The sequence below is a fragment of the Streptomyces sp. NPDC031225 genome (assembly GCF_055570355.1).
On sequence record NZ_JBVIHJ010000015.1, the window covers coordinates 1 to 15,936 of the forward strand.

Sequence of the window (15,936 nt, forward strand, 5' to 3'; positions counted from 1 at the left end):
ACCCCCCCCCCCCCCCCCCCCCCCCCCCCCTCTTCCCCCCCCCCCCCCCCCCCCCCCCCCCCCCCCCCCCCCCCCTCCCCCCCCCCCCCCCCCCGCCGGGGGATCCCTGCGTTACTTGACGATGACGCCGACCTTCGGGGCGGGCTCGTTCTTGTAGCCGGCCGGGCCGAAGTTGGCGTCGACCGCCTTCTGCCAGGAGCCGTCGCTGACCATCTTCGTCAGGGCAGCGTTGACCTTGTTCAGGGTCGCGGTGTCGCCCTTCTTCACACCGATGCCGTAGTTCTCGTTGCTCAGCTTGAGGCCGGCGAGCTTGAACTGGCCGTCGTACTTGTCCTGGGACGCGAAGCCCGCGAGGATCGAGTCGTCCGTGGTCACCGCGTCGACGGCGCCGCTCTGCAGGCCGGCGATGCACTCCGAGTAGCCGCCGTACTGCTTCAGCTGGGCCTTCGGGGCGAAGTCGTCCTTGACGTTCTGGGCCGAGGTGGAGCCGGTCACGGAACACAGCTTCTCGCCGTTGAGGTCCGTGGCTTCGCTGATCTTGGAGTCCTTCTTGACCAGCAGGTCCTGGTGGGCCAGCAGGTACGGGCCGGCGAAGTCGACCTTCTTCTTGCGCTCGTCGTTGATCGAGTAGGTGGCCGCGATGAGCTTCACGTCGCCGCGGGAGAGCGCGTTCTCACGGTCGGCGCTCTTGGTCTCGACCCACTCGATCTGGTTCGCGTTGTAGCCGAGCTGCTTGGCCACGTACGTCGCCACGTCCACGTCGAAGCCGGAGAAGGAGCCGTCGGGCTTCTTCAGGCCGAGGCCCGGCTGGTCGTACTTGATACCGATCTTGATCTTGCCGCCACCGCCGCCGCTGGAGCTCGAGCCCGCGTCGTCCTTGCTGTCGCCGCCGCAGGCGGTCGCGGACAGGGCGAGGGCGAGGACGGCGGCCGAGGCGGCGGTGACCTTGCGGAGCTTCATGGGGAACATCCTTTTGGAGGTGAAGAGATGGGAGCCGTCGGTGGTCGGTCCGGGTGGCACGTCAGTGGTGCAGGATCTTCGACAGGAAGTCCTTGGCACGGTCGCTGCGCGGGTTGCTGAAGAACTGGTCGGGCGCAGCCTCCTCGACGATCCGGCCGTCCGCCATGAACACCACGCGGTTTGCGGCCGATCGTGCGAAACCCATCTCGTGGGTCACGACGATCATGGTCATCCCGTCGCGGGCGAGCTGCTGCATGACCTCCAGCACCTCGTTGATCATCTCAGGGTCGAGCGCCGACGTGGGCTCGTCGAAGAGCATGACCTTGGGGTCCATCGCCAACGCCCGCGCGATCGCGACCCGTTGCTGCTGACCGCCGGACAGCTGGGCGGGGTACTTGTCGGCCTGGGTGGCGACGCCGACCCGGTCGAGCAGGGCGCGCGCCTTCTCCTCGGCCTTCTTCTTGTCGGCCTTGCGGACCTTGATCTGGCCCAGCATCACGTTCTCGAGCACGGTCTTGTGCGCGAACAGGTTGAAGGACTGGAAGACCATTCCGACGTCGGCACGCAGCCGGGCCAGTTCCTTGCCTTCCTGGGGCAGCGGCTTGCCGTCGATGGTGATCGAACCCGTGTCGGTCGTCTCCAGACGGTTGATGGTGCGGCACAGGGTGGACTTCCCGGACCCGGAGGGCCCGATGACGACGACGACCTCGCCGCGGGCGATCGTCAGGTCGATGTCCTGGAGTACGTGCAACGCGCCGAAGTGCTTGTTGACGCTCTTCAGGACGACCAGCTCGCCGGTGGGGACCGCATCTTCCTTGGCCACCGATACTTCGGTCATCGCTCTCTGGCTCCGTCCTCCTCGGTTTCGGAGGACAGTAGTAACCTCACGCGACCAGCGTCATCACTCTTGAGGGGAATCTGAGCATCACGATCCGATAGCAATCGGACACGTGTCGTAGCACTTGTCACCAGTGCGCATATCGGCCGGATAACGGAACCGCGGCGCAACCGGAACCCACTTGACGCCGTCCTTGTCCATCAGCATGACTGCACGGTGCGCACGCGCGTGGGCGCACCGATATTTGCACCTGTTCACCGCATATTCAGATAGTACGTCCGATGGGTCAAGGGGGCCGGGGTGAGACTTCTCCTCGTCGAGGACGACAACCATGTGGCCGCCGCGCTGTCCGCGGTGCTCGCCCGGCACGGTTTCGACGTCACGCACGCCCGCAGCGGCGAGGAGGCACTGAGGGCGCTCGTCCCCGAGAGCGACGGCTTCGGGGTCGTGCTCCTCGACCTCGGACTGCCCGACCAGGACGGCTACGAGGTGTGCGGCAAGATCCGCAAGCGCACCAGCACCCCGGTGATCATGGTCACCGCGCGCTCCGACGTGCGCTCCCGCATCCACGGCCTCAACCTCGGCGCCGACGACTACGTGGTCAAGCCGTACGACACCGGGGAACTGCTCGCCCGTATCCACGCCGTCAGCCGGCGCACCGTCCACGAGGACGTCCAGGACGGCGGAGGCACCGCGCTGCTCCTCGGCGCCGTACGCATCGAACTGCCGACCCGTCAGGTCACCGTTGACGGTACGGTCGTCCAGCTCACCCGCAAGGAGTTCGACCTCCTCGCGCTGCTCGCCCAGCGGCCCGGAGTGGTCTTCCGCCGTGAGCAGATCATCAGCGAGGTCTGGCGCACCAGCTGGGAGGGGACCGGACGCACCCTGGAGGTGCATGTGGCGTCCCTGCGCGCGAAGCTGCGGATGCCGGCGCTGATCGAGACGGTGCGGGGAGTGGGGTACCGGCTTGTCGCTCCGGCGGTGTGAGGGCGGAACGGACAGCCCTGCGAGGGCGGGCGTCGGAGCTAGGAGAAGGTCGGTGGCTGTGAAGACGGGTGAGTGCGAGGCCGGTGCCGCCCTCGCGCGCTGTGGCGCGTGCGCTGCCGTCGGCAGCCGGTCGCGGTACGGGGCGTAGGGGACTTCGTGCGCACACGTCTTCTTCCGCTGCTCATCGTCCTGATGGCGGCCGTCCTGATGGCCCTCGGGGTGCCGCTCGCCATCGGCGTGGCCTCCGCGCAGCAGCAGAAGGTCGTCGTCGACCGGATCGACGACACCGCGCACTTCGCCGCGCTCGCACAGTTCGTCACCGACGCCTCGGACGAGCGCCTGGAGACCCTGGAGAGCGAACTCGCCAGTTACTACAAGGTCTACGGCATTCGCGTCGGGGTCTTCTACGACGGTGATGTGCCCATGGCCACCGCGCCGCGCGTGTGGTTCCTCCCCCGGGAGGGCGAGGTGCGCGACGCGTTCGGCGAGGCACTGCTCAGCCGCCGCAGCCAGGACCCCAAGCAGGTGTGGCCCTGGCAGCGAGGCCGGCTCGTCGTCGCCTCGCCGGTGATCCGGGACGGTGACGTCGTCGCCGTCGTCGTCACCGACTCGCCCACCGGGCAGATGCGTTCGCGGATCCTGCACGGCTGGCTCGTCATCTTCGCCGGCGAACTCGCCGCCATGCTGCTGGCCGTCGGCGCCGCGCTGCGGCTCACCGGCTGGGTGCTCAGGCCCGTGCGGGTGCTCGACGCCACCACCCACTCCATTGCGAGCGGGGCCCTGAAGTCCCGTGTCGCGGTTGCCGGCGGCCCACCCGAACTCCGGCGTCTGGCACGGTCGTTCAACGAGATGGCGGACAACGTCGAGGATGTGCTGGAGCAACAGCGGGCCTTCGTCGCCGACGCGTCGCACCAGTTGAGGAACCCGCTCGCCGCCCTGCTGCTGCGCATCGAACTGCTCGCCTTCGAACTCCCCGAGGGCAACACCGAGATCGCCTCGGTCCAGGCCGAGGGCAAGCGGCTGGCCCAGGTCCTCGACGACCTCCTCGACCTCGCTCTCGCCGAGCACGCCGAGGCGGATCTGAGGGTCACCGACATCGGGCAGCTCACCGCCGAGCGCGTCGCCGCCTGGGCTCCCACGGCCGAGGCCAAGGGTGTGCGGCTGGTGGGGAGTTGCCCGCCCACCACCGCCTGGGCCGACCCCGTCACCCTGTCCAGCGCCCTCGACGCGGTCATCGACAACGCGGTCAAGTTCACGCCGAAGGACGAGACCGTTCAGGTCACGGTCGCCGCGGACGGGGACACGTCGACCATCGTGGTCACCGACCTCGGCCCCGGGCTCACCGATGAGGAACTCGCCCGGGTCGGCGACCGGTTCTGGCGCAGCGGGCGGCACCAGAACATCAAGGGGTCCGGTCTCGGGCTGTCCATCTCGCGGACGCTGCTGGCGGCGGGGGGCGGGACGATCTCGTACGGGCGCCATGAGCCGCACGGGCTGGTGGTGACGGTGTCCGTGCCGCGCAGTCGGCCTACGGGTTGAGGCCGTCTTCTGCGGCTTGAGGCTCTCTACTACGGCTACGGCTTGACCGAGCGGTAGTAGCGGCGGGCGCCCTCGTGGAGGGGTACCGGGTCGGTGTAGATCGCCGTGCGTACGTCGACCAGTTGCGCGGAGTGGACGTCGCGGCCGATGCCGTCCCTGCTCTTGATGACAGTCCGGGTGAGCCACTCGGTGAGCTCGGGGTCCATGTCCTTGCGGGTGATCAGCAGGTTGGAGACGGCCATCGTCGGGACGGTCCTGTTGTTCTGGACGGACGGGTACGCCGACGCCGGCATGTTGGTGGCCCGGTAGTAACGGGTGGGCTCGCCCTCGGCGTGCAGCTTCGCCACGAGGGACGGCTCGATCGGGACGAAACGGAAGGCGGAGCGTTCGGCCAGCTGCTTCAGGCCGTCGGTGGGCAGGCCGCCGGACCAGAAGAACGCGTCCAGGCCGTGGCCCAGGAGGTCGGGGCCGGTGTCGATGCCCTCCGCCCTCGGCTGGATGTCCTTGTCCGGATCGATGCCGGCGGCGGCGAGCACGCGGTCCGCGATCAGCCGTACACCGGAGTTGGGGACGCCGATGGAGACCCGCTTGCCCTTGAGGTCGGCCAGCGTGTGGATGTCCGAGTCGGACGGGACGACGAGCTGGACGTAGTCGTCGTAGAGGCGGGCGACTCCGCGGAGCCGGTCGGCGCCGGGGTCGCCGTTCTGCTGGTAGGTCTCGACGGCGTCGGCTGCGGCGATGGCGAAGTCGGACTTACCGGTCGCCACGAGTTTGACGTTCTCCTGGGAGCCGGCGGTGGTCTCCAGCTTCACTTTCAGGTCCGGCATGTCGTTGCGGAGCTCGTCGCGCAGGAGCTCGCCGTACTTCTGGTAGACGCCTGCGCGGGTGCCGGTGCTGAAGGTGATGGTTCCGCTCGGGGGGGCCTCGCCCAAGGGGAGCAGCCACCACAGGAGCAGGCCGAGGGCCACGAGGGCGGCGGCCGCGGTCTGGAGCGCCTGGCGGCGGCTTGGGCGGGGGAGCGGCTTGGGCATGCCGGTGATCCTGTCAGGGGGTGTGGGGGGCTGGCCAGGGGGTGCCTGCGGCGGGCTGTGCGGGCCGGTGGGGGCGGGGGTTTTTGCGCAGTTCCCCGCGCCCCTTTGTGCCTGCGGCGGCCTGTTTCGGTTGGGTGGGGGTTTGTGTAGCGCGTGCGGGTGTGTTGTGGGTCGGGGGCGGGGCGGGGGGTGTCCGTCCTCGGTCCGGCGGGTGCTGTTGTTTCGACAGTTCTGGATGACGGACGTCGGCCGCTGCGGGCGGACACCCCCCACCCCGCCCCCTTCACGCCGTACGCGGCGAACGGTCCATCATGGCGCGGGTCACAGCCACTCCCCAGGGGCGCGGCCAGCCGCCACTGGGCCGCACTCGCCCCGGGACATGATGGCCTGAGGCGTCCGGTCGGTGGTGGCCTGTCGTGGCTACGCCGGGTGCGCCCGGTTCTTTGAGGGGCGCGGGGAACTGCGCGGCCAGCTCCCACCGGCCCGCACCCGTCCGCGGCCTGGCGAAGGCGTTCCGGCGGCACGTCGTGGCTTGCGCCGACTGGACCCACTTGTTTGGGGGCGCGGGGAACTGCGCGGCCAGCCCCCACCGGGCCGCACCCGTCCGCGGCCTGGCGAAGGCGTTTCGGCGGCACGTCGTGGCTTGCGCCGACTGGACCCACTTGTTTGGGGGCGCGGGGAACTGCGCGGCCAGCCCCCACCGGGCCGCGGTCGGGGATTCTCAGGTGTTGTCATGGCCTATCGAAGCCTCTGTCATGCGTGCGGTGTTCTCCGGGGTGTTGCGGTGGGCGGTCAGTTTTGTGGCCAGGGGTTCTGTGTAGCGGGCCGTCAGGGGGCCGAGGATGACCAGGATGAGGACGTAGGCCGTGGCCAGGGGGCCCAGGGAGGGTTCTATGCTGGCCGAGACCGCCAGGCCCGCTATGACGATCGAGAACTCGCCGCGGGCCACCAGTGCGCCGCCCGTGCGCCAGCGGCCCTTGGGGGAGATTCCGGCTCGGCGGGCCGCCCAGTAGCCGGTGGCGATCTTCGTGGCTGCCGTGATCACGGCGAGGGCCAGGGCGGGGAGCAGGACCGGGGGGATGCTCGCCGGGTCCGTGTGGAGGCCGAAGAAGACGAAGAAGACCGCCGCGAAGAGGTCCCTCAGGGGGCTCAGGAGGGTGTGCGCGCCCTCCGCCACCTCGCCCGAGAGGGCTATGCCGACGAGGAACGCGCCCACCGCTGCCGATACCTGGAGCTGTTGGGCCACGCCTGCCACCAGGATGGTCAGGCCCAGGACGACCAGGAGGAGCTTCTCCGGGTCGTCGCTGGAGACGAAGCGGGAGATCAGGCGGCCGTAGCGGACCGCTACGAAGAGGACCAGGCCTGCTGCGGCGAGTGCGATCGCCAGGGTCAGGCTTCCGGCCAGGAGGCCCGCTCCTGCCACCAGCGCCGTGACGATGGGCAGGTACACCGCCATCGCCAGGTCCTCCAGGACCAGGACGCTCAGGATCACCGGGGTTTCCCGGTTTCCCACTCTGCCCAGGTCACCCAGGACCTTCGCTATGACGCCCGAGGAGGAGATCCAGGTGACGCCTGCCAGGACCACCGCCGCCACCGGGCCCCAGCCGAGGAGGACCGCGGCCGCCGCGCCGGGGAGGGCGTTGAGGGCGCCGTCGACCAGGCCGGAGGGGTAGTGGGCCTTGAGGTTGGTGACCAGGTCGCCGGCCGAGTACTCCAGGCCGAGCATCAACAGGAGGAGAATGACGCCTATTTCGGCGCCTATCGAGACGAACTCCTCGCTCGCGCCCAGCGGCAGCAGGCCGCCCTCGCCGAAGGCCAGGCCGGCCAGAAGGTAGAGAGGGATGGGGGAGAGGCGGAATCTGGCGGCGAAACGGCCCAGGAGCCCCAGGCCTAGGATGATCGAACCGAACTCGATCAGCAGGACCGCGGAGTGCACGCTCTCACTCCCGACCGAGTACGGCCGCGGCAGCGTCCACGCCCTCGCGGGTGCCCACGACGATGAGGATGTCGCCGCCGGCCAGGCGGAAGCTCGGGGTGGGGGACGGGATCGCCTCGGCGCGGCGCAGTACCGCCACGATGGACGCGCCGGTGTCCGTACGCATCTTCGTGTCGCCCAGGACCCGGCCGTTCCAGCGGGAGCCTGCCGCCACCTCGACGCGCTCGGCCACCAGGCCCAGGTCGGAGGTGTACAGCAGGCTCGGGCTGTGGTGGGAGGGCTTCAGCGCGTCGATCAGGGCGCCCGCCTCGGAGCCGGTCAGGCGCAGCGACTGGGCGCAGGAGTCGGGGTCGTCGGCCCGGTACACGCTCACCGTGCGGGCACCGTCGCGGTGCGCGACCACGGACAGATGGCGGTCCTCCCGGGTCATGAGGTCGTACTGGACCCCGATTCCCGGCAGCGGCGTCGCCCTCAGGCGTGGAGCAGACACGTATCTCCCTTTGTGTTGCATGTGGTCATGGGGGCCGGTTCGCATGCTGCCAGCTCCCCGTACGGTGGCGATATGGGTGACGTGACGGATATACGCGAGCGGTGGGGCCCGGCGACCCTGGTGTCCCGGGCGCCGTACGAGGGGAGTGAGGGCAGGGCCGTGTCGCTGTTCTGGCGGATCTTCTCGCTCAACGCCGTGGGCCTCGTCGTCGCCGCCGCGCTGCTGCTCGGCCCGATCACCGTGTCGACGCCGGTCCGGCAGGGGGAGGCCGTGGTCGTCCTCGGGGGGCTTGCGCTGCTGCTGGCCGCCAACGCCGTCGTACTGCGCGTCGGGCTCGTCCCGCTCCAGCGGCTGGGGCGGGCCATGGCCGCCGTGGATCTGCTGCGTCCCGGGGTGCGTGCGCCCGTTTCCGGTCCCGCCGAGACGGCCGAGCTGATCACCACGTACAACACGATGCTCGACCGGCTGGAGGCCGAGCGGGCGACCGGCGCGGCCCACGCCCTGTCGGCGCAGGAGCGGGAGCGGCACCGCATCGCGCGCGAGCTGCACGACGAGGTCGGGCAGACCCTGACCGCCGTGCTGCTCCAGCTGAAGCGGGTCGCCGACCGGGCGCCGGCGGAGCTGCGGGAGGAGGTCGGGCAGGCGCAGGAGGCCACCCGGGCGGGGCTCGACGAGATCCGCCGGATCGCGCGCCGGCTGCGGCCCGGTGTGCTGGAGGAGCTCGGGCTTCCGAGTGCCCTGCGGTCTCTGGCGGGCGAGTTCACCACGCACGGGCTGACCGTGCGCCATCACGTCGGCGGAGATCTGCCCCGGCTGACCGAGGAGTCGGAACTGGTCGTCTACCGGGTGGCCCAGGAGGGCCTGACCAACACCGCGCGGCACTCCGCCGCCGACCGCGCAGAGGTCCGGCTCCAGCCGGTCACGGGCGGCGTCGAACTCCTCGTGCGCGACAACGGCACAGGGCTGGGCGGGGCGCCCGAGGGGGCCGGGATGCAGGGCATGCGGGAGCGGGCGTTGCTGGTCGGGGCCGCGTTCTCGGTGGAGCCCGGGCCCGGGCGGGGCACCGACATCCGGTTGCGGATACCGGTCGCCGAGGGGGTGCGCTGATGTCCGGGCCGACGCGCGTCCTGCTCGCCGACGACCACACCCTTGTACGCCGGGGAGTCCGGCTGATCCTTGAGGGGGAGCCGGATCTCACGGTCGTGGCCGAGGCAGGGGACGGCGCCGAGGCGGTCGAGCTGGCACGCGCGCGTGAGGTCGATCTGGCCGTGCTGGACATCGCGATGCCGCGGATGACGGGGCTCCAGGCGGCCCGTGAGCTGTCCCGGCGACTACCCGATCTGCGGATCCTGATCCTGACGATGTACGACAACGAGCAGTACTTCTTCGAGGCCCTCAAGGCCGGGGCCAGCGGATACGTCCTCAAGTCCGTCGCCGACCGCGATCTCGTCGAGGCCTGCCGGGCAGCCGTGCGCGACCAGTCGTTCGTCTATCCCGGCGCCGAGCGGGCCCTGGTCCGCTCCTACCTCGACCGGCTGCACCGAGGCGAGGACCTGCCCGCGCGGGCCGTCACCGAGCGCGAGGAGGAGATCCTCAAACTCGTCGCCGAGGGGCACACCACCAAGGAGATCGGCGAACTCCTGTTCATCAGCGCGAAGACGGTCGAGCGGCACCGGGCGAACCTGCTGCAGAAGCTGGGCATGCGGGACCGGCTGGAACTGACCCGGTACGCGATACGGGCCGGGCTCATCGATCCCTGAGCGAGTCTTGGTGAGGGTGCTGATGGGTGCTCACGTGCGGTGTTCAGCGCCGCACATGCATGCCTCCGAGCGTGCGGCTCCCGCGAGCGTCTCTGCCACCCCCGTTGCCTGCTCGACAGGAGCCGGGTTCGCGGCGACGTGTGCTCACTGGCGGCGTCCGCCGGTGCCGCGCCGTCGCCGTACCACGCATGCCCCGGCGAGTCCGGCCCCTGCGAGCGTCAGCGCCACGCCCACCGCGCGCTCGAAACCGGCAGGGCCCACGCTGCCCCCGCTGCCGCCCTGGACCCCGAGCGTCGGGACGGCCGTCGCCACGCTCACGACGGCGCTGCTTCTGCGGGGCAGTACCTCGCAGGCGATGCCGTCGTCGGGGCCCTGGTCCTCGTCGAGCCGGTTGGGGTCGGTGCGGTCGAGGTCGAACACCGCCTGCGCGTCCTCCTGGTAGACGAAGTCGGCGCAGTCCAGGTCGGCTCGGGCGTGTGCGATGCCGGTGAGTGGTCCGGCGGTGGCCAGGACGACCACTGCCGTGCCGGTGAGGGTGGCGCGTATCCGCATGGGGTGTGCCTTTCGGGCAGGGCCTGAACAGCCGTCACCGCGACCCTAGGTACGCACCCGGCACCCGGCCCGTGGTGCTGGGCCGAACGGGCGTGGGGTCAGAGCAGCGCCTCCCAGTCGCCTTCGAAGCCCGCGGTGTTCAGCAACAGGGCCTCCACGGGGTCCGGCTGGTGCTCCAGGGGCCGGAGCGGCTGTTCCGTCCAGATGCACTTGCCCGTGCGGGTGTAGCGGGCGCCCCAGCGGGTGGTGAGCGCCGAGATGAGCTGCAGGCCCCGGCCGCCTTCGTCGGTTTCCGTGGCGCGGCGGATGCGGGGCATGGTCTGGCTGCCGTCGTAGACCTCGCAGATCAGCTCGGCGCTGTGGAGGAGACGCAGGCGTATCGGGCCGCGGGCGTGCCGGACCACGTTGCCGACCAGTTCGCTGACCAGCAGCTCCGTGGTGGCGGCCAGGTCGTCCAGGTCCCAGGCCGCCAGCTGTTCCCGGACGTGGCGGCGGGCCTGACCCGCCGCCCTCGGGTCGTCCGGCAGCGGCCAGGAGGCCATCTGCTCGGCGGGCAGTGCGTGCAGCCGGGCCACCAGGAACGCCGCGTCGTCGGCCGCCTGCTGGTCCGTCGGCAGCAGACCGGCCGTCAGTGTGTCGCACAGGCGTTCAAGATCTACGGTCGTCCCGTCGGCATGGGCCGCGCTGAGCAGTCGGGCCAGGTCCGCCATGCCCTCGTCGATCTCCCGCTTCGCCGATTCCACCAGCCCGTCGGTGTACAGCACGAGCAGGCTGCCCTCGGGCACCTCCAGCTCGACCGTCTCGAAGGGAGGCTTCGCCGCGCCCAGAGGCGGGTCGGCGTCCGGCTCCGGGAAGTGCACGGTGCCGTCGGGACGGACCAGCGCGGGCGGCGGGTGGCCGGCCCGGGCGATGGAGCAGACCTGGGTCGTGGGGTCGTACAGCGCGTACAGGCAGGTGGCGTACGACCCCTCGCCCATGCCGCCGACGATGTCGTTGAGGTGACCCAGGATCTCGTCGGGCGGCAGCTCCAGGTCGGCCAGGGTGTGCACCGCGGTGCGCAGCCGGCCCATGGTGGCCGCCTCGGGCAGACCGTGGCCCATCACGTCGCCGACGACGAGGGCGACCTGTCCGCCGGACAGCGGGATGATGTCGTACCAGTCGCCGCCCACGTCCGCGCCCGGCCCGGCCGGCAGATAGCGCGCGGCCGCCGTGCACGCGGGCAGGTCGGGCAGCGCCTGGGGGAGCAGGCTGCGCTGGAGTTCCCGGGACCGGGTGTGCTCGGCGTCGTAGAGCCGGGCCCGCTCGAGGGACTGGGCGACGAGCGCGCTGATCGTGGTCAGCAGGGCGCGTTCCTCGTCGTTGAGCAGCCGCGGCCGGTCGAAGGCGACGACGCACACCCCGAAGGTGTGCCCGGACGCCGTCATCGGCAGGAACGCCCAGGACTTCTTGTTGCCGCGCGCGGGGAAGCCGGCCAGTGCGGGATAGCGGGCGGCGTACTCGTGCGCGGAGGACATGAACAGGGGGACGCCGGACGCGATCGTGTCCCAGGCGGGGTCGGCTGAGGACCGGGGGCGGCTGTCGAGGAGGGCGACGAACTCCTCGGGGTAACCGACCGCGCCGACGTGGTGGAGCCGGTCGCCCTCGATGGCCTGGACCATGAGCCCCGCCGCGGCGAACGGGGGCAGTACCCGCCGGGCGACCGCCACCACCACGTCCCGCGAGGTCGTCGCCTTCGCGAGGTCCGTGGTCAGCTCGGCGATCCGGACCACCCGGTCGGCCGCGGCGCGCTCGGCCGCCTGCCGTTCCTCCGCCAGCCGGCGCTTCTCGGTGACGTCCTGGAAGTAGAGGGTGCGTCCGTCCGGTCCCGGCACGAGCCGGACGTGCAGCCGCCGTTCGCATGCCGCGAGGTGTACGTCGAAGCCTGCGGGCCTGTCCTCCGCCGCGGCCTGCAGACAGCTGTCCCGCACACCGGGGACCTCGCGCATGGCAGGCAGGTCCCACAGCAGCCGTCCGAACAGTTCCTCCTCGGAGAAGCCGAGGAAGCGTTCCGCCTCCAGATTGGCGAAGGTGATCCGCCACTCGTCGTCCACCGCGAGGAAGCCGTCGGTCATATGTCTCAGGGCCCGGCTGAGCGCGTCCAGGGCGCTGCGCGACTCGTCGCTCTCCCAGCCGACGCCGATCATCCGGAGCGGTTCGCCCTGCTCGTCGTAGGTCGCCCGGCCGCGGGCCTGCGTCCAGCCCCAGGTGCCGTCCAGGCGCCGTACGCGGTACTCGGCCTCGTAGACGGAGTGGTCGAGGATCGCCTGCTGCGCCGCCGCGAGGGTGGGGGCCAGGTCGTCGGGGTGGACGATCCGCATCCAGTTGTCGATCCTGCCGGTGAAGTCGGCCTGCAGGGTGCCGTACAGCTCCAGTGCCGCCTCGTCCCAGATCAGGTCGCCGTTGCGGATGTCCCAGTCCCACGAACCGACCTGGACCTCCTTCAGGGCCTGCCGCAGCCGCTCACCGCTCAGCTCGGTCTGGGTGGGACCGGAGGGCGGCGGTGCCTGCGCCATGCGGTCCTCGGTCCAGGTGACGACGTCCCGCAGGAAGTCCCAGTGCTGCGGGGTGGGTTCGCCCCGATCGCCGGTCAGGACGGTCAGCGCGCCGATGCTGCGCCGGCCGCTGAACACCGGGAGGGCGGCCAGGCCGGTGCCGGGCCAGGGAACGTCCTGCTCCGCCTGGTCCGGGCCTGACGGCACCCATACGCCCCGGCCCCGCTGGAGCGCGCGGGCGGGGGCCAACGGGCCCTCCTGGTCGACGATCTCCCAGGACCGGGTGAGGGCGGGCGGCAGACCGACGGACGACACCAGACGCAGTGCGGACATCGGACCGCGCAGGTGCATGGTGCCGCCGAGCGCGCCCAGTTCGCCGACCACGTGCCCGAGCGCGAGCCGGAAGACCTCGCTCTCCGTCGCGCCAGGGGCCACCGTGCCGAGAAGAGCGAGCCGCGCGTTCATGGTGGGAACCTATCGTTCCCGTTTCCGTTCGAAACCTCCTTCACCGTTTCCGGCCGGCGGAGCACCTGCACTGCGATGCCTCAACTGCCGCTGATGTGACGCAAGTTGTTGAAATCTCGACCGTGTACCGTGCGCATCGGACGGGCAGGTTCCGATCATGAGGAGCGGCGTGGACATCGGTGTCTTCATCCCCATAGGCAACAACGGCTGGCTCATCTCGAAGAGTTCCCCGCAGTACCTGCCGACCTTCGAACTGAACAAGGCCGTCGTGCAGAAGGCCGAGGAGCACGGATTCGACTTCGCCCTGTCCATGATCAAACTCAAGGGCTTCGGCGGCGAGACCGAGTTCTGGGACCACTGCCTGGAGTCGTTCACGCTGATGGCGGGCCTGGCCGCGGTGACCGAGCGGATCAGGCTGTACGCGTCCACGCCGATCCTCGCCCTGCCGCCGGCGATCGTCGCCCGGATGGCGGTCACCGTCGACTCCATCGCTCCCGGCCGCTTCGGCGTCAACATCGTCACCGGCTGGGCGCCCGGCGAGTACACGCAGATGGGCGTCTGGCCGGGCGACGAACACTTCGGCAACCGCTATGCCCGGGCCGAGGAGTACGTGACGGTGATGAAGGAGCTGTGGAGCGAGGGCGTCAGCAACTTCAAGGGCGAGTTCTACGAGATGGACGACTGCGTGCTCTCGCCGCGCCCGGCGGACGGCCACATCGACATCGTCGCAGCCGGGCAGAGCGGCACCGGCATGCGCTTCGCCGCCGAACACGCCGACTACAGCTTCATCCTGGGCAGCGGCGTCAACACCCCGCTCGCCTTCGCGGACAGCGCCGCCACGCTGGCGGACGCGGCGCGCGAGACCGGGCGTGACGTCGGGGCGCTGTCGCTGTTCATGGTCATCGCCGACGAGACCGACGAGGCCGCCCGCGCGAAGTGGCAGGACTACCACGACAACGCGGACCGCGCGGCGCTGGCCTACATGGCGGGGGAGTCGGCCACCGACACCACCGCCGACGACTCCTCCACGGCCCGCACCATCGTGCTGCCGGAAGGCGCCGTGAACTTCAACATGGGCACGCTCGTCGGGTCGTACGAGAGTGTCGCGGGGATGCTCGACGAGATCGCCGGGGTCGAGGGGACCAAGGGGATCATGCTGGTGTTCGACGACTTCCTCGACGGGATCGAGCAGTTCGGGACGCGGATCCAGCCGTTGATGACATCGCGGGAGGGGCGGGCGTGAGAAGAGGCCGGTGCTGACTCGCACCGGCCTCTTCTCATGAACTTCGTGGGGTGACTCAGTCCGTGCCGAACTCCATCGCGGCCCGGTCCAGCAGGGCCTCGTCCTCCGAGACCTCGCCGCGGGACGCGATCGCCTCGGCGCCGCCCTCGGGGAGCTCCGGCATGGTGCCGATCAGACCGGTCGCGGCCGCCTGGGAGGCGCCGATGGTCGGGCTGCCGGTACCGATCAGACCGAGACCCGCATACTGCTCCAGCTTGGCGCGGGAGTCGGCGATGTCCAGGTTGCGCATGGTGAGCTGGCCGATCCGGTCCACGGGACCGAAGGCCGAGTCCTCGGTGCGCTCCATCGACAGCTTGTCCGGGTGGTACGAGAACGCGGGGCCCGTGGTGTCGAGGAGCGAGTAGTCCTCGCCGCGCCGCAGCCGCAGGGTCACCTCGCCGGTGACGGCCGCGCCGACCCAGCGCTGGAGCGACTCGCGGATCATCAGCGCCTGCGGGTCCAGCCAGCGGCCCTCGTACATCAGACGGCCCAGGCGCCGGCCCTCGTTGTGGTACTGGGCGACGGTGTCCTCGTTGTGGATCGCGTTGACGAGGCGCTCGTAGGCCGCGTGGAGCAGGGCCATGCCGGGCGCCTCGTAGATGCCGCGGCTCTTCGCCTCGATGATCCGGTTCTCGATCTGGTCGGACATGCCCAGGCCGTGCCGGCCGCCGATCGCGTTGGCCTCCATGACCAGGTCGACGGCGGAGCCGAACTCCTTGCCGTTGATGGTCACCGGGCGGCCCTGGTCGAAGCCGACCGTGACGTCCTCGGGCGCGATCTCGACCGACGGGTCCCAGAACTTGACGCCCATGATCGGCTCGACGGTCTCGATGCCGGTGTTGAGGTGCTCCAGGGTCTTGGCCTCGTGCGTGGCGCCCCAGATGTTGGCGTCGGTGGAGTACGCCTTCTCCGTCGAGTCCCGGTACGGCAGCTGGTGCGCGACCAGCCACTCCGACATCTCCTTGCGGCCGCCGAGCTCGGTCACGAAGTCCGCGTCCAGCCAGGGCTTGTAGATCCGCAGGTTCGGGTTGGCGAGCAGGCCGTAGCGGTAGAACCGCTCGATGTCGTTGCCCTTGAAGGTCGAACCGTCGCCCCAGATCTGGACGTTGTCCTCCAGCATCGCCCGCACCAGGAGCGTGCCGGTGACCGCGCGGCCCAGTGGCGTGGTGTTGAAGTACGCCCGCCCGCCCGAGCGGATGTGGAACGCCCCGCAGGTGAGCGCGGCCAGCCCCTCCTCGACGAGCGCGGCACGGCAGTCGACCAGGCGCGCGATCTCGGCACCGTAGGCCTGCGCGCGACCGGGCACCGAGTCGATGTCGGGCTCGTCGTACTGGCCGATGTTCGCGGTGTAGGTGCAGGGGATGGCGCCCTTGTCGCGCATCCACGCGACGGCGACGGAGGTGTCGAGACCGCCGGAGAAGGCGATGCCGACGCGTTCGCCGGCGGGGAGGGACGTGAGGACCTTGGACATAGGAAGATTATGCATCAGAACGCATGGTCATGCAAAGCCCCTGATTGTCGTCCCTGACGTGATTCAGGTCATCCGCCCCGGCGGCCCCGCGGAC

The 15,936-nt window shown here is 70.5% G+C and carries 13 protein-coding genes; 5 read left to right on the forward strand and 8 right to left on the reverse strand.

Going from position 1 to position 15,936, the window contains the following annotated elements:
• Nucleotides 1–111: 111 nt before the first annotated feature.
• A complete protein-coding gene (locus ACZ48Z_RS24740) occupies nt 112–960 on the reverse strand; it encodes a glutamate ABC transporter substrate-binding protein (RefSeq protein WP_468738052.1) in 849 nt (282 codons plus the stop codon).
• Between the two features lie 61 nt (nt 961–1,021).
• The gene (locus ACZ48Z_RS24745) at nt 1,022–1,798 is read right to left on the reverse strand and encodes an amino acid ABC transporter ATP-binding protein (RefSeq protein WP_468738053.1); all 777 of its coding nucleotides are present in this window, start codon (nt 1,796–1,798) and stop codon (nt 1,022–1,024) included.
• Between the two features lie 300 nt (nt 1,799–2,098).
• On the opposite strand from ACZ48Z_RS24745, the gene ACZ48Z_RS24750 reads away from it, so the two are divergent.
• The gene (locus tag ACZ48Z_RS24750) at nt 2,099–2,785 is read left to right on the forward strand and encodes a response regulator transcription factor (protein ID WP_468738054.1); all 687 of its coding nucleotides are present in this window, start codon (nt 2,099–2,101) and stop codon (nt 2,783–2,785) included.
• Nucleotides 2,786–2,941: 156 nt separating this feature from the next.
• The gene (locus ACZ48Z_RS24755) at nt 2,942–4,324 is read left to right on the forward strand and encodes a sensor histidine kinase (RefSeq protein WP_468738055.1); all 1,383 of its coding nucleotides are present in this window, start codon (nt 2,942–2,944) and stop codon (nt 4,322–4,324) included.
• Between the two features lie 35 nt (nt 4,325–4,359).
• Here the strand turns inward: ACZ48Z_RS24755 and ACZ48Z_RS24760 are convergent, their stop codons facing one another.
• From ACZ48Z_RS24760 to ACZ48Z_RS24770, 3 genes are all read right to left on the reverse strand, one after another.
• The gene (locus ACZ48Z_RS24760; RefSeq protein ID WP_468738056.1) at nt 4,360–5,355 is read right to left on the reverse strand and encodes a TAXI family TRAP transporter solute-binding subunit; all 996 of its coding nucleotides are present in this window, start codon (nt 5,353–5,355) and stop codon (nt 4,360–4,362) included.
• Nucleotides 5,356–6,076: 721 nt separating this feature from the next.
• Nucleotides 6,077–7,291, reverse strand: coding sequence for a cation:proton antiporter (locus tag ACZ48Z_RS24765; RefSeq protein WP_468738057.1), 1,215 nt, complete (start codon nt 7,289–7,291; stop codon nt 6,077–6,079).
• Between the two features lie 4 nt (nt 7,292–7,295).
• Entirely contained in the window at nt 7,296–7,781 is a 486-nt protein-coding gene (locus ACZ48Z_RS24770; RefSeq protein WP_468738058.1) for a cation:proton antiporter regulatory subunit, read from the reverse strand.
• A gap of 72 nt (nt 7,782–7,853) precedes the next feature.
• On the opposite strand from ACZ48Z_RS24770, the gene ACZ48Z_RS24775 reads away from it, so the two are divergent.
• The gene (locus tag ACZ48Z_RS24775; RefSeq protein ID WP_468738059.1) at nt 7,854–8,888 is read left to right on the forward strand and encodes a HAMP domain-containing sensor histidine kinase; all 1,035 of its coding nucleotides are present in this window, start codon (nt 7,854–7,856) and stop codon (nt 8,886–8,888) included.
• Nucleotides 8,888–9,541 carry a response regulator gene (locus ACZ48Z_RS24780; RefSeq protein ID WP_468738060.1) on the forward strand — a complete coding sequence of 218 codons (654 nt, stop codon included), beginning with the start codon at nt 8,888–8,890 and terminating at the stop codon, nt 9,539–9,541. The genes ACZ48Z_RS24775 and ACZ48Z_RS24780 overlap by 1 nt, the downstream gene beginning before the upstream one ends.
• A 144-nt stretch (nt 9,542–9,685) precedes the next feature.
• Here ACZ48Z_RS24780 and ACZ48Z_RS24785 read toward each other — a convergent pair whose 3' ends face one another.
• On the reverse strand, nt 9,686–10,093 hold the full coding sequence (locus tag ACZ48Z_RS24785) for a hypothetical protein (RefSeq protein ID WP_468738061.1): 408 nt from the start codon (nt 10,091–10,093) through the stop codon (nt 9,686–9,688).
• 98 nt (nt 10,094–10,191) lie between these two features.
• Nucleotides 10,192–13,089 carry a SpoIIE family protein phosphatase gene (locus ACZ48Z_RS24790; protein WP_468738062.1) on the reverse strand — a complete coding sequence of 966 codons (2,898 nt, stop codon included), beginning with the start codon at nt 13,087–13,089 and terminating at the stop codon, nt 10,192–10,194.
• Nucleotides 13,090–13,258: 169 nt separating this feature from the next.
• On the opposite strand from ACZ48Z_RS24790, the gene rutA reads away from it, so the two are divergent.
• Entirely contained in the window at nt 13,259–14,332 is a 1,074-nt protein-coding gene (gene rutA / locus ACZ48Z_RS24795; RefSeq protein WP_468738251.1) for a pyrimidine utilization protein A, read from the forward strand.
• Between the two features lie 55 nt (nt 14,333–14,387).
• On the opposite strand, the gene argG is transcribed toward rutA, so the two are convergent.
• Nucleotides 14,388–15,842, reverse strand: coding sequence for an argininosuccinate synthase (gene argG / locus ACZ48Z_RS24800; RefSeq protein WP_468738063.1), 1,455 nt, complete (start codon nt 15,840–15,842; stop codon nt 14,388–14,390).
• Nucleotides 15,843–15,936: the final 94 nt, after the last annotated feature.

Coding starts and splice junctions, on each gene's coding strand:
- ACZ48Z_RS24740 (WP_468738052.1), bottom strand. CDS start 960: ATGAAGCTCCGCAAGGTCACCGCCGCCTCGGCCGCCGTCCTCGCCCTC.
- ACZ48Z_RS24745 (WP_468738053.1), bottom strand. CDS start 1,798: ATGACCGAAGTATCGGTGGCCAAGGAAGATGCGGTCCCCACCGGCGAG.
- ACZ48Z_RS24760 (WP_468738056.1), bottom strand. CDS start 5,355: ATGCCCAAGCCGCTCCCCCGCCCAAGCCGCCGCCAGGCGCTCCAGACC.
- ACZ48Z_RS24775 (WP_468738059.1), top strand. CDS start 7,854: ATGGGTGACGTGACGGATATACGCGAGCGGTGGGGCCCGGCGACCCTG.
- ACZ48Z_RS24780 (WP_468738060.1), top strand. CDS start 8,888: ATGTCCGGGCCGACGCGCGTCCTGCTCGCCGACGACCACACCCTTGTA.
- ACZ48Z_RS24785 (WP_468738061.1), bottom strand. CDS start 10,093: ATGCGGATACGCGCCACCCTCACCGGCACGGCAGTGGTCGTCCTGGCC.
- ACZ48Z_RS24790 (WP_468738062.1), bottom strand. CDS start 13,089: ATGAACGCGCGGCTCGCTCTTCTCGGCACGGTGGCCCCTGGCGCGACG.
- argG (WP_468738063.1), bottom strand. CDS start 15,842: ATGTCCAAGGTCCTCACGTCCCTCCCCGCCGGCGAACGCGTCGGCATC.